The 13,141-nt window shown below is 67.5% G+C and carries 11 protein-coding genes; 3 read left to right on the top strand and 8 right to left on the bottom strand.

The window, feature by feature from the left end:
* Positions 1-2: 2 nt before the first annotated feature.
* The 7 genes from TL10_RS18650 to TL10_RS18680 form a co-directional block, all read right to left on the bottom strand.
* A complete protein-coding gene (locus tag TL10_RS18650) occupies positions 3-2,492 on the bottom strand; it encodes a [protein-PII] uridylyltransferase (RefSeq protein ID WP_043393422.1) in 2,490 nt (829 codons plus the stop codon).
* A gap of 17 nt (positions 2,493-2,509) precedes the next feature.
* Complete coding sequence (locus TL10_RS18655) at positions 2,510-2,848, bottom strand: P-II family nitrogen regulator (RefSeq protein ID WP_043393419.1); 339 nt, start codon at positions 2,846-2,848, stop codon at positions 2,510-2,512.
* A gap of 60 nt (positions 2,849-2,908) precedes the next feature.
* Positions 2,909-4,228, bottom strand: coding sequence for an ammonium transporter (locus TL10_RS18660; protein WP_110789133.1), 1,320 nt, complete (start codon positions 4,226-4,228; stop codon positions 2,909-2,911).
* 240 nt (positions 4,229-4,468) lie between these two features.
* Positions 4,469-5,809 carry a signal recognition particle-docking protein FtsY gene (gene ftsY / locus TL10_RS18665; RefSeq protein WP_043986786.1) on the bottom strand — a complete coding sequence of 447 codons (1,341 nt, stop codon included), beginning with the start codon at positions 5,807-5,809 and terminating at the stop codon, positions 4,469-4,471.
* 12 nt (positions 5,810-5,821) lie between these two features.
* On the bottom strand, positions 5,822-9,406 hold the full coding sequence (gene smc, locus TL10_RS18670; protein ID WP_043393412.1) for a chromosome segregation protein SMC: 3,585 nt from the start codon (positions 9,404-9,406) through the stop codon (positions 5,822-5,824).
* A gap of 51 nt (positions 9,407-9,457) precedes the next feature.
* Positions 9,458-9,736 (bottom strand): acylphosphatase, encoded by a 279-nt coding sequence (locus TL10_RS18675; RefSeq protein WP_043393408.1) that lies wholly within the window; start codon positions 9,734-9,736, stop codon positions 9,458-9,460.
* Positions 9,733-10,140 carry an OsmC family protein gene (locus TL10_RS18680; RefSeq protein ID WP_043986787.1) on the bottom strand — a complete coding sequence of 136 codons (408 nt, stop codon included), beginning with the start codon at positions 10,138-10,140 and terminating at the stop codon, positions 9,733-9,735. The genes TL10_RS18675 and TL10_RS18680 overlap by 4 nt, the downstream gene beginning before the upstream one ends.
* Before the next feature lie 238 nt (positions 10,141-10,378).
* Here TL10_RS18680 and TL10_RS18685 point away from each other — a divergent pair, with 238 nt between their 5' ends.
* The 3 genes from TL10_RS18685 (at position 10,379) to TL10_RS29710 (ending at position 12,652) form a co-directional block, all read left to right on the top strand.
* A complete protein-coding gene (locus tag TL10_RS18685) occupies positions 10,379-10,939 on the top strand; it encodes a hypothetical protein (protein WP_043986788.1) in 561 nt (186 codons plus the stop codon).
* A gap of 88 nt (positions 10,940-11,027) precedes the next feature.
* Complete coding sequence (locus tag TL10_RS31270; RefSeq protein ID WP_052506458.1) at positions 11,028-11,765, top strand: Rv0361 family membrane protein; 738 nt, start codon at positions 11,028-11,030, stop codon at positions 11,763-11,765.
* A 95-nt stretch (positions 11,766-11,860) separates the two neighbouring features.
* A complete protein-coding gene (locus TL10_RS29710) occupies positions 11,861-12,652 on the top strand; it encodes an Rv0361 family membrane protein (protein WP_051954729.1) in 792 nt (263 codons plus the stop codon).
* A gap of 10 nt (positions 12,653-12,662) precedes the next feature.
* Here TL10_RS29710 and TL10_RS18700 read toward each other — a convergent pair.
* Positions 12,663-13,141, bottom strand: a 479-nt coding sequence (locus tag TL10_RS18700; protein WP_043986803.1) for a zinc finger domain-containing protein, incomplete at its 5' end; no start/stop codon positions are given.

A 13,141-nucleotide genomic window follows, 5' to 3' on the forward strand; every position in this document is an offset into this window, starting at 1 on the left:
TGTCAGCTGGCCGCTGTTGCGGGCTTGACCGGTAGCGGGGCAGGCAGCACCGCGTACAGATCCTGTTCGAACGCTGTCCTGGCCTCGGCGGCCGTGAAGGCCTCGGGAACCACCAGACCGAAGGCGTCGACGACGGTCGCGCCCAGCGTCGTCACCTTGGCCCAGGAGACGTCCACGCCCTTGCGCTCGACCACAGCGGCCAGTCGGGCAAGCAGGCCGGGCCGGTCGGCGCTACGAATCTGTACGACCAATTCGCCGGCCGACGATCCGGCGAACCACCGCACTCGGGGCGGCGCAATCGTCTGATGGCCGGGGACGGCTGCCGGAATCTCGCCGGCCCGCCGGGTCGGCGCCGGTGTTTCCGCGTCGCGCTGCTCCAGCGCGGCGATCACGTCCAGTTCACCGTCGAGCGCCAGGATGAACTGCTGACGCAGCAGTTCGGCAGCCGGCGGCGAGCCGAAATGCGGCGACACCACGAAGGTGTTGATCGCCAGCCCCTCGTGGCTGTTGACCGACGCCGAATGAACCCGCAGCGAATGCAGGGCCAGCACTCCGGCCGCCTTGGACAGCAGGCCACGCCGGTCCGGAGCGAGCATCGTGACGTTGAACAGGTGCGCGCTGTCCGCCGCGGCGAGCTCCACGTGGACACCGCTCGGGTCGGCACGCGAAAGCAGTTGCGGATCAATGGGATCAGGATGCGGCAGGTCCTCCCCCGCCAGCACCAACCGGCACCGCCGGACCAGATCGCCGATCAGGGAGGCCTTCCAGTCGCCCCACACGCCGGGGCCGGTGGCCAGTGAATCCGCCTCGGCCAGCGCGTGCAGCAGTTCCAGTAGCAGCGGATCGCCGCCGAGCGCGTCGACCACCGCGGCAATGGTGTTGGGGTCCTGCAGGTCTCGACGAGTTGCGGTCTCCGGCAGCAGCAGGTGATAGCGCACCATCTTGACCAGCACCTCGATATCGCCGGGCCACAGGCCCAGCCGGATGCCGATCTGGTTGGCCAGTTCAGCGCCGATCACGCTGTGATCGCCGCCCCGGCCCTTGCCGATATCGTGCAGCAGCGCGCCCAGCACCAGCAGATCAGGCCTGTCCACCCGGGTGGTGAAAGCACTTGCCCGGGAAACGGTTTCGATCAAATGGCGGTCCACTGTCCAGATGTGCACGACGTCACGCGGCGGTAGGTCGCGGATCGCACCCCACTCCGGGAACAGCCGGCCCCACAACCCGGTCCGGTCGAGTGCCTCCACGGTGGCCACCGCGCCCGGCCCGGCCGCCAGCATCACGAGCAGGTCGTTGAGCGCTTCTTTCGGCCACGGTGCCCGCAGTTCGGGTGCTGATTCGACCAGCCGTGCCAGCGTCGACGCCGCGATGGGCAGTCCGTTGGTGGCGGCAGCCGCGGCCACTCGCAGAATCAGGCCCGGGTCACGCTGCGGCTTGGCGTCCCGGGCCAGGATGACCTCGCCGCCGAACTCCAGCACGCCCTCGTCCAGCGGACGCCGGACCGGTCGCTTGAGTGCGGCAAAGCCTCTGCGTGGCAAGGCATTCCCCGCGGTACGCACGCCGGCGTCCACGTAGAAGCTGATGGTGCGTGCGGCATCGCTGATCATCCGCGCCAGATCGAAGCGGTCACCGATGCCCAGCGCGACGCCGACCTCGTCGGCGTACTGGGCGAGCACCATCTCGCGGCCCTTGTGGGAGACGCGATGGAGCTCGGTGCGGACGTTGAGCAGTGCGAGGTGGGCGTCACCCAAGGTGCCGATCGGCGAGGCCACCGAAGGACTCGGGTAGACGTCGGCCAATTGCGCCATGGCCAGCGCGTTGAGCAGCTGCACATCACGCAGGCCGCCACGGCCGTTCTTCAGATCCGGTTCGGCGCGGTGCGCGATCTGACCGGAACGTTCCCACCGCGCCGCGGCATGCTCGATCAGTTCGGTGAAACGAGACGTGATCCCGGTCCGCCACTGCCGCCGGGCACCGCCGACCAACAGGGACGCCAGATCGGAATCACCGGCGATGTGCCGCGCATCGAGCATGGCCAGTCCCGCAGAGACGTCACCGGCCGCGGTCTTGAGTGCCTGCGGCACGGTCCGGACGCTGTGGTCGAGGTGAATGTTGGCGTCCCACAGCGGGTACCACAGCGCCTCGGCGACCTCGGTCACGAGAGCCTGCGGTAGATCGTCGTGCAAGAGCATCAAATCCAGGTCCGAGTACGGCAGCATTTCGCGCCGGCCGAGACCACCGGTCGCCACGATGGCGAATCCACTGGTCTCGGTGATGCCGATCTCGGTTGCCTTTGCGGCAAGCCAGAATTCGTACAGATCAACCAGTGCCTCGCGCAGCGCTGCCGAATCGAGACGGCGCGCGCCGCCGGCCAGCAATTGCTCGACGGCAGCGCTCAGGTCGCTCGCCGGACGGGGTGATCCCGCTGCCGAAGCCTGCGAAACCGAAGTATCGTCGGCCCCGGCAGCGGAATCTGGTGTCTGCATGGTCATCTGGTGGTCAGCCGCCGTCAGATGGCGTCGCTGCCCCGTTCACCCGTACGGACTCGCACGACGGTTTCGACGGAGGTGACCCACACCTTGCCGTCACCGATCTTGCCGGTCCGCGCCGCCTGCACGATGACATCCACGACCTTGTCCACCGATGAGTCGTCGACGATGACCTCGACCCGCACCTTGGGCACGAAGTCCACTGAATACTCAGCGCCGCGGTAGACCTCGGTGTGGCCCTTCTGCCGCCCGTAGCCCTGCACCTCGCTGACGGTCATCCCGAGGATGCCCATCTGCTCCAAGCCGGTCTTGACGTCTTCGAGCGTGAACGGCTTGACGATCGCCGTGATCAACTTCATTTGATCAATTCCTTCCAAATAACCGCGAAACCCGTGGATGTCACCGTAAATCCTTCCCGATCACGCGAATTCATAAGCGGTTTCCGCGTGTTCGGCCTCGTCGATACCCGTGGCCTCGTCCTCGCGGTCGAGGCGCAGGCCGATGGTGTACTTGACGATCAAGGCCAAGATAGCGGTAACGATCGCCGAGTAGCCAAGCACCGCGAACGCACCGACAGCCTGGCGCCACAGCTGGTCGAACCCGCCGCCGTAGAACAGACCTGCGACAGCCGCCGGAGCCTCCTTGGTGGCCACCAGGCCGACCATCAGGGTGCCGAACAGACCACCGACGAGGTGCACGCCCACAACGTCGAGCGCGTCGTCGAAGCCGAACTTGAACTTCAGGCCGACCGCCAGCGCACAGACCACACCGGCGCCCGCACCGATCGCCAGCGCACCGATGACGTTGACCGACGAGCAGGACGGGGTGATGGCCACCAGGCCGGCCACGATGCCCGACGCCGCACCCAGGGAGGTGGCGTGACCGTCGCGAATCTTTTCTGTCAGCAGCCAGAACAGCATCGCGGCTGCGGTCGCCACCGTGGTGGTGATGAACGTCGACGCGGCGACGCCGTCAGAGGTCAGTGCCGAACCGGCGTTGAAGCCGTACCAACCGAACCACAGCAGGCCTGCGCCGAGCATGACGAACGGCAGGTTGTGCGGCCGCATCGGAGTGGTGGGCCATCCGGCGCGCTTGCCGAGGATGATGGCCAGCACCAGGCCCGCGGTACCGGAGTTGATGTGCACCGCGGTACCACCGGCGAAGTCGATTGCCTTGAGGTGGTTGGCGATCCAGCCACCGTGCGTGGCCGTGACGCCGTCGAAGGCGAACACCCAGTGCGCGACCGGGAAGTAGACGAACGTGGCCCACAGCCCCGCGAACAGCAGCCAGCCACCGAACTTGAGGCGGTCAGCGACGGCACCCGAGATCAGTGCGACGGTGATGATGGCGAACATCAACTGGAACGCCACGAACACCAACTGCGGGATGGTCCCGGCGAGCGGAATCTGCACTGCCGCAGTGGTTCCCGCAGGCAGGTGCGAAACCAGCGAGTTGCCGCCGATCAGGCCCTTGAGTCCCCAGTACTGCGAGGGATCCCCGACGATGCTCCATTTGTCATTGCCGAATGCCATCGAGTAGCCGAACAGCACCCACAACACGGTGACGACACCCATGGCACTGACGCTCATCATGATCATGTTGAGCACGCCCTTACGGCGCACCATGCCGCCGTAGAAGAACGCCAGACCCGGTGTCATCAGCAGCACTAGCGCTGAGCTCACCAGCATCCATGCTGTGTCACCGGTGTCCGGCGTGCCCAAGATCGGGAATCCATCCACTGGCCGCTTCCTCCTTAACCCATGTCACGGGCAGATGCCAATGACCTAGGCCAGAACTTTGCGCATCGGTTGTTTCGCCGACGGCGCGCGGGCGTTTCGCATGTGTGAACGGATCGACCAGTTACGTTTCGGTGCGGTTAAGGCCCTCTTCGTCAGGCGTCGCCTACCTTGTGAGGAGATGAAAATGTCCCCGACACGCCGAGGTGTCGGGGACATTTGCGTCCTCTCGCGGCAGGTCGGTTACCCCAGGAGGGCGTCGACGAAGGCGGCCGGTTCGAAGGGCGCCAAGTCGTCCGGCCCCTCGCCGAGCCCGACGAGTTTGACCGGCACCCCGAGCTCCTGCTGCACCCGGAACACGATGCCACCCTTGGCGGTGCCATCGAGCTTGGTGAGCACCACGCCGGTGATGTCGACCACCTCGGCGAAGACGCGGGCCTGCGGCAGGCTGTTCTGACCGATGGTGGCGTCGAGCACCAGCAGCACCTCGTCGACCTTGGCGCGCTTCTCGACGACGCGCTTGACCTTGCCCAGCTCGTCCATCAGGCCGGTCTTGGTGTGCAGCCGGCCCGCGGTGTCGACCACGACGACGTCAGCCCCCGCCGCGACGCCCTTGTCGACGGCGTCGAACGCCACCGAGGCCGGATCCGCGCCCTCGGGTCCGCGCACGGTGTCGGCACCGACGCGCGAGCCCCAGCTCTGCAACTGATCGGCGGCCGCGGCGCGGAAGGTGTCGGCCGCGCCCAGCACGACGCGGCGGCCGTCGGCGACCAGCACGCGGGCCAGCTTGCCGACGGTGGTGGTCTTGCCGGCTCCGTTGACCCCGACCACCAACAGCACCGACGGCTTGTCGGCGTGCGGCAGCGCCTTGATCGACCGGTCCAGGTCGGTCCGCAGTTCGTTGATCAACACCTCACGCAGTACCGCTCGGACATCGGCCTCGGTGCGCACGTTGGCCTCGGCCATCCGGCTGCGCAGCGCGGTGACGACCGACGCGGTGGTGACCGGACCCAGATCGGCGATCAGCAGGGTGTCTTCGATGGACTCCCAGGCGTCCTCATCCAGGTCACCGCCGCCCAGCAGGCCCAGCATGCTGCGGCCCAGGGTGGTCTGCGACTTGGCCAGGCGGCCGCGCAGCCGCTCCAACCGGCCTGCGGTGGGGGCGATCTCGTCGCGCGGGGCGGCCTCGGGTGCCGGCTCCGGCTCGGGCGCTGCCTCGGGTTCCGGCTCCGGCTCTGCCTCGGGTTCCGGCGCCGCGGTCGGCTCAGGTGCCACCACGACGTCGGGTTCCGGCTCGGCCACGACTTCGGGCTCGGGCAGCTGGACATCGGCGATGGTGCGTTTGCGCGAGTCACGCGGGATCTCAGCGTCGTCGCCGACGGTCGGCAGCTTCTCCGCGGTGTCTGAACTGCTGAACGTGATGCCCGACGACGCCGTGTAGCCGCCGGAGCGATCCAGCTTGGGGGTCTCCTCCGGCGCGGACAGCGAGATGCGGCTGCGCCGGTAGCGGACGAATCCGACGACGAGGGCGGTGACAACGAGAACTGCGACGACCGCTATCGCGATCCAGAGACCTTCCGACACGCGAACATTGTGTCAGGTGCTTGAGACCAGCTCCTGGCCGCGCATGCGCTGCGAGATCACCTGCGTGATGCCGTCGCCCTGCATGGTGACGCCGTACAGCGCGTCGGCGACCTCCATGGTCGGCTTCTGGTGCGTGATGACGATCAGCTGCGACTTCTCCCGCAGCTGTTCGAACAGGCTGATCAGCCGGCGCAGGTTCACGTCGTCGAGCGCGGCCTCGACCTCGTCCATGACGTAGAAGGGCGACGGGCGAGCGCGGAAGATCGCCACCAGCATCGCCACCGCGGTCAGCGACTTCTCGCCACCGGACAGCAGAGACAACCGCTTGACCTTCTTGCCCGGCGGCCGGGCTTCGACCTCGATGCCCGTGGTGAGCATGTCACCGGGGTTGGTCAGCAGCAGCCGGCCCTCGCCACCGGGGAACAGCGTCGAGAACACCTGGGAGAACTCCGCCTCCACATCGGCGTAGGCCTCCGTGAACACCCGCAGGATGCGCTCGTCGACGTCGGCGATGACGTCCATCAGGTCCTTGCGGGCACCCTTGACGTCCTCCAGCTGGGTGGACAGGAAGTTGTAGCGCTCCTCGAGCGCCGCGAACTCCTCCAGTGCCAAGGGATTCACCCGGCCGAGCTCGGCAAGTTCCTTCTCGGCCTTCTTCGCGCGCCGCTCCTGGGTGGGCCGGTCGAACGCCATCGGGGCGGGTGCGGTGACCTGCTCGCCGCGTTCCTTGGCCTGCTCGTATTCGGCCATCTCGAGTTCGGTCGGCGGCAGCGGCACGTCTGGTCCGTACTCGGCGACCAGATCGGCCACCGCCATGCCGAACTGCTCCAGCGCCTGTTGCTCGAGTTGCTCGATACGAAGGGCCGCTTGCGCTTTCGCGACCTCGTCGCGGTGCAGCGACTCAGTCAGTGCACTGGCCCGGGCGCTGAGTTCAGACACTTCTGCCCGGACCCGCGTCAGTCCTTCCGAGCGCTGAGCCCGTTCAGTGGCCAGTTCGTCGCGCTTACGCGCCGCGAGAGTCACTGTGGCAGCCAGCTTTTCGGCCACCAACCGGCCGGAGTCGGCGACCGCGGCCGCGACCTTCGCCGCGTTCTCCCGAGCTTCGCGGGCTCGAGCCGCCCGCACCCGGGCTTCCCGCTCGGCGGCCGCGGCCCGGCGCAACGAATCCGCCCGTCCGCGAACGGCGTTCGCCCGTTCCTCGGCGGTACGCACCGTCAGGCGGGCCTCGACCTCGACTGCTCGCGCCTCTTCGGCGGCCGCCGTCGTCTCGGACCGGTCGACGTGCTCGACGTCGAACATCGGCTCCTGCTGGGCATTGTGGAAGCGGTCTTCCAGCTCGGCCAGCTCGGCCAGCGTGCGGCTGCGCCCGGCCTCGAGCTCGTCGCGCTGCCGGGTCAGCTGCTGCCATTCCGCGTCAGCGGTCCGGGCCACATGACCGAGCCGACCCAGCTGTTCGTAGATCGCCGAGATGGCGGCGTCGGATTCGTGCAACGCCGCCAGCGCGTGTTCGACCGAATCCCGCCGGGACGACTGTTCGGCGAGGGCGCCCGACAGCGCGGCGGCGTATTCGACGGTCTGGCGCTCCGCGTCGATCAACGCGGACTGGGCCTTGTCGATCTCCGCGGTGATCTCCAGCGCGCTGGGTTTGCGATCGGATCCGCCGCTGATCCAGCCGGCACCCACGAGGTCACCGTCTGCAGTGACCGCCTGCAACTCCGGACGCGCCGCCACCAGGTCCAGTGCGGCCTGCAACTCACCGACCACAACGACCCGGGCCAGCATGGCGGTCATCGCGCCTATCAGCCGCGTCGGTACTTCGACCAAATCCAGCGCCCACTGCGCACCAGACGGCAATTCCCCACGCGGCGAAGCGGTTTCGCCGGGCCAGTCGCCCAGCACGATTGCCGCCCGGCCGCCGTCGCCTTTCTTCAGCGCGTCGACCGCGGACCGAGCCGCGTCGAAACTCTCCGCCGCCAGCGCGTCGGCGGCGGCGCCCAACACCGCTGCGATCGCCGTCTCATGCCCCGACCGCACCCGCAGCAGTTCCGCAATCGAACCGAAAAGCCCTGCGCCATCATGGTTTTCCTGCAGCCATGCCGAACCGTCTTTGAGGTCCAGCGTGACAGACAGCGCCTCGATCCGGGCCCGCAGCGAAGCCACTTGCCGTTCTGCGGCCCGCTCTGCGGCCTGCAGTTCGTCGACCCGTTCGTCGGCCTGACGCAGCGCGGTCGTGGTGCGGTGGTGATGCTCGTCCAGACCGACTTCGCCGGCGTCCAGCTCACCGACCTGCCCCTGCACGGTTTCGAACTCGGCCCACGTCTGTTGCGCGCGGGCGGCCGCCTCCTCGATGCTGCCGGTCAGCCGGGCCGCGCCCTCGTCGATCGATTCGATCCGGGTGCGCATGTTGTCGACCTGACCGGAAAGCCGGGCCAATCCTTCACGACGGTCCGCCTCGGCCCGGGCCGCGGCCATCTGGGCCCGCTCCGCGTCGGCCGCGGCGCGTTCGCATTCGGCCAGCGCGCCACGGGCGGCCTCCAGCCGGGTCCGCGATTCGGCAAGTTCGGCGAGCAGTTGTTCTTCGTGCTCGGCGACGGCTTCGGCCTCGGCGTCCAGCGCGTCCGGGTCCGGCCCGGTCGACACCTCCAGATCCGAGTCCAGCAGATTGGTCCGCTCGGTGGCGATACGCACTGTGGCGCTGACCCGTTCGGCCAGCGCGGACAACCGGAACCAGGTCTGCTGGGCAGCTTCGGCCCGACCGGACAAACCCGACACCGCGGCTTCGTGCCCGGCCAGTTCCGCGGCGGCCGCTTCCAGACGCTCGGTCACCTCGCCGTGCTCGCGACGCAGGGCGGTCTCGGTCTGGTTGGTGTCGTCGAACTCGGCCTGCCGGGTCACCAGGTCGTCGGCGGCCAGCCGCAGCCGAGCGTCACGCAGATCGGCCTGGATGGTCTGCGCACGGCGGGCCATCTCGGCCTGCCGGCCCAACGGTTTGAGCTGACGACGCAGTTCGGTGGTCAGGTCGGTGAGGCGGGCCAGGTTGGCCTGCATGGCGTCGAGCTTGCGGACCGCTTTTTCCTTGCGGCGCCGGTGCTTGAGCACGCCGGCGGCTTCCTCGATGAAGGCGCGACGATCCTCGGGACGCGATTCCAGAATCTCCGAGAGCTTGCCCTGGCCGACGATGACGTGCATTTCGCGGCCGATGCCGGAGTCGGACAGCAGTTCCTGCACGTCCATGAGCCGGCAACTGCTGCCGTTGATCTCGTACTCACTGGCGCCGTCGCGGAACACGCGGCGAGTGATCGACACCTCGGCGTACTCGATCGGCAGCGCGTTGTCCGAGTTGTCGATGGTCAGGGTCACCTCGGCCCGGCCCAGTGGGGCCCGCGTCGAGGTGCCGGCAAAGATGACGTCTTCCATCTTGCCGCCGCGCAGGGTTTTGGCCCCCTGCTCGCCCATCACCCAGGTCAGGGCGTCGACGACGTTCGACTTGCCCGAACCGTTCGGCCCCACCACGCAGGTGATGCCGGGTTCGAAGCGAAGAGTCGTCGGCGACGCGAAGGACTTGAAGCCCTTCAGCGTCAGACTCTTCAGATGCATGGGGTGAAACCCTACCGTCGAGCCGGTTAAATGCAGGGGACCCCTGGGCTTCTATCTCTCGGAAAAACCATCGATCGGGTCACCAACCGCGGCCCAATCGTCGACGACGGTCGTCACCGTGCCCGGGGTGGTGCCACCGCGCAGGAGGGCCAGCAGCTGTTCGCAGTCGGCGCGCGAACCCTGCGCCACGACGTGCACGCGGCCGTCCGGCTTATTGCTGGCGTAGCCGGTGAGACCCAGCTCCAGAGCTCGGGCCCGGGTCCACCACCGGAACCCGACGCCCTGCACCTGGCCGTGCACCCAGGCCGACAGCCGGACTGCCTCGGTCACTTGTCGGCGAACTCGAAGGTGACCTCGGTCCCCGCCTTGAGCGTGCGGCCCACGGTGCAGACCTTGTCGATGGCCCGCTCGACGACGATCTTGAGTCGCTTGATCTCGTCCTCGGACAGGCTGGAGAGATCGAGTTCCATGGACTCCTGCAGCAGCGGGTAGACCTCGTTCTCCCGGTCCGGCGGTCCCGACACCCGGATGGTGGTCTGGTAGTCGTCGCCGAGTCGGGTACGCAACGGCGCATCGCTGCTCATCCCACTACAGGCCGCCAACGCGATCTTGAGCAGTTCACCGGGAGTGAAGACGCCGTCGACATCCTCGGATCCGACGAGGACCTCTGCTCCTCGCGAGCTGTGTCCGGTGTAGCGGCGCACCCCGGTCCGTTCGACCCACAGTTCCGTCATGGCTCATTTGTACCGCGCCGACGCGCAATGTTCTGCGGGAACCCTGCTGGGCCCCAGGTAAACTCGGCATTCACGCACGACTCTCGGGGGGAGAGCTCAGATGACGTACCCACCTCAAGGTCCATACCCAGGGCCGCCCGGATACCCACAGCAGGGTCCGTACGGCGCCGGCCAACCGGTTGCTCCTGGCTATCCCGGATACGGTCCGCCTGGATACGGTCCGGTACCCGGTCAGCCGATGCCTTACGGGTATCCCGGTGCCACACCGCCGAGCTCCGGCGGCCCCGGCAAGTGGCTTCTCATCGTCGGCGCGGTGGTGCTGGTACTGGTCCTCGGCGTCGTGGGGCTGTACGCGTTGGGCACTTCCTCGGATGACGACAAATCGACCTCCGCGAGCAGTGAGCGCGGAAGTAAGCGCAAGGGCGGAGCGGGCAGCACAGGTTCGACCGACGAGGCCGAAAAGCCTGGTGTGTCGAGTGGCGACGGCTCCGACGAGGATGAGATTCGCCAGTTTCTGGCCACTTTCGGTGGGGGCGACATCGCCTCGATCTCGTGCGCCAACGACCGCAAGTTCTTCGGGCAGGCCGGCGGCAACGCATTCGGCACCATGCCGGTGCCGAAGGTCGCAGGCGACCCGGAGAGCCTAAACGGCCTCGACATCACCGTCACCGGTGACCGGGCCACGGTGAAACCCCCGTCGTCGTCGCAGGTTGCGATCTGGCTGCGCAAAGAAGGCGGCGAGTGGAAGTTCTGCTCCACCGACAACCCGGTGTTCAAGAATCTGCCCGGGATGAAGTAACGCCCGAGGCTGACCGGCGTTTCCGGTGGTAGGCGGCCCAACGGTGTTAACTTGGATTGCAAGCACAGTTCACAGGGAGCGACCAGACATGACCTATCCCCCGCTCGGGCCACAGCCAGGCGGTCAGCCGTGGCAGCAGCCGCAGCAGCCTGCACCCGGGTTCCCGCCGAGCGGCTACGGCCAACCGGGATACGGCCAACCCCAGCCCGCCTACGGACAACCCACGTACGGCCAGCCCGCCTACGGACAACCCACGTACGGCCAGCCCGCGTACGGACAACCCGCGTACGGCCAACCGGCCTACGGGCAGCCCGGGTACGGGCAGCCGCCGGGATATCCGACGGGACCCGGCTTCCCCGGCGCGCCGCAACCCAAATCCAACGGCCCGAAATGGGCGCTGATCGGTGGCCTGGCGGCCATCATCGTCGTCGGCATCGTGGTGGCCGTGGTGCTGGTCTCGAACTCCGGCGGTGGGCTCAGCGCGCTGGGCGGCAACTCCGACGAGGACCAGATTCGCAGCCTGATGAGCTCGGGACCGTCGTCGATCAAAGAACGGGCCTGCGCCAACGACCAGAAGTTCTTCAGCAAGTTCCCCGGCATCGCCGACAGCACGGGCACCAATCCGACGGGAGCCAAGGGCAAAGCCAGCGTCGACAGTGTCAATGTGAACGGCGATACCGCCACCGCAGAAGTCACCGCGACGTCGAGCACCGGCCTGGAGCGTTCCGGCACGCTGTACTTCCGTAAAGAAAGCGGCGAGTGGAAGATCTGCTTCACCGACTCACCGCAACTGAAGCAGCTACAGAACCTGCCCGGCATGAAGTGATCGACCTGTGACTTGCCCGCCCGCGGTTGGCATTTCGGGCGGTCGAGCCGGTGTTACGTTGGACACCAAGCACAGTTCACAGGGAGCGCGCAGACATGACCTATCCCCCGTCCGGCTCAGATCCGGGCGCTCAGCCCTGGCAGCCGCAGCAGCCGCCGCCCGAGGGATACGGCCAGCCTGCGTACGGTCAGCCCGCCTACGGCCAACCCGCTTACGGGCAGCCCACGTACGGCCAACCCGCCTACGGGCAGCCGGCTTACGGCCAACCCACGTACGGCCAGCCTGAGTACGGGCAGCCGGCTTATGGGCAGCCGACCTACGGGCAGCCCGCCTACGGGCAGGCACCGGGTTACCCGATGGGGCCCGGTTTCCCGGGCCAGCCCGGTTTCCCGCCGCCGACTCCGCCCAACAACACCCGCAAGTACGCGCTCATCGGTGCAGGGATATTCGCCGTCGTCCTCGTGATCGGGGTCGTCTTCGCCATGGTGACGTCGCGCTCGGGCTCCGGCTCTGACTCGGCGTCCAGCGGTGGCGGGGTGACGATCGCCGGACCGGCGTCGGACGAGGAACAGATTCGCGACCTCATGACGGCGCAGATCGAGACCTTCGACGATTTCAAAGCGCACTCCTGCGCCAATGACGTGAAGCTGTACGACAAGGTGCCCTCGATCGCGGGCAAGTTCGGCAAGGGCAGCAGCACCGACGCCGGCCCCGGTTCGACCAAACGTGCCGAGATCACGGATATCAGTGTCAACGGAGATCGGGCGACGGTGAGCGTCAACTCGGCCTCCGGGGTCACGAGCGTTCCGCTCCGCAAAGAAGGCGGCGAGTGGAGGTTCTGCATGACCGATTCGCCGAAGTTCAAGGGCATACCCGGGCTGAAGTAGCCTCCGGCGGTCAGACGCGACGCGGAATGCGTGGTCTCGGTTGGCATTTCGGGCAGTAGTACGACGAGCGGTTCATGAACTTCTCCCGCCGGATCGCCGTGCCGCACCGGCGGCACGGCTCCCCCTCCTGGCCGTAGGCGTCCAGCGAGCGGTCGAAGTATCCGGACTCGCCGTTGACATTGACGTACAGCGAGTCGAATGACGTACCGCCTTGCGCCAGAGCGGAATTCATCACGTCGGCGGCGTGCGCAAGGAGCTCCCCGAGCTGACGCCTGGGCAATGCCGAAGCCGGCCGGAAGCCGTTGACCTGCGCCCGCCACAGCGATTCGTCGGCGTAGATGTTGCCGACGCCGGATACCACCGTTTGATCCAGCAGCTGGCGCTTGATCTCAGAATCCTTGCGCCGCAATATCTTCACCACGGACTCCGGATCGAATTCGGGATCCAGCGGATCGCGGGCGATATGCGCCACCGGCACAGGCACGACGC

It is taken from the genome of Mycolicibacterium llatzerense (genome assembly GCF_000878195.1).
Classification (GTDB): domain Bacteria; phylum Actinomycetota; class Actinomycetes; order Mycobacteriales; family Mycobacteriaceae; genus Mycobacterium; species Mycobacterium llatzerense.

Bases quoted from the DNA above. Each gene is read 5' to 3' on its own strand.
- TL10_RS18655 (WP_043393419.1), bottom strand. From the start codon at position 2,848: ATGAAGTTGATCACGGCGATCGTCAAGCCGTTCACGCTCGAAGACGTC.
- smc (WP_043393412.1), bottom strand. From the start codon at position 9,406: ATGCATCTGAAGAGTCTGACGCTGAAGGGCTTCAAGTCCTTCGCGTCG.
- TL10_RS18650 (WP_043393422.1), bottom strand. From the start codon at position 2,492: ATGACCATGCAGACACCAGATTCCGCTGCCGGGGCCGACGATACTTCG.
- TL10_RS29710 (WP_051954729.1), top strand. From the start codon at position 11,861: ATGACCTATCCCCCGTCCGGCTCAGATCCGGGCGCTCAGCCCTGGCAG.
- TL10_RS18685 (WP_043986788.1), top strand. From the start codon at position 10,379: ATGCCTTACGGGTATCCCGGTGCCACACCGCCGAGCTCCGGCGGCCCC.
- TL10_RS18680 (WP_043986787.1), bottom strand. From the start codon at position 10,140: ATGACGGAACTGTGGGTCGAACGGACCGGGGTGCGCCGCTACACCGGA.
- TL10_RS31270 (WP_052506458.1), top strand. From the start codon at position 11,028: ATGACCTATCCCCCGCTCGGGCCACAGCCAGGCGGTCAGCCGTGGCAG.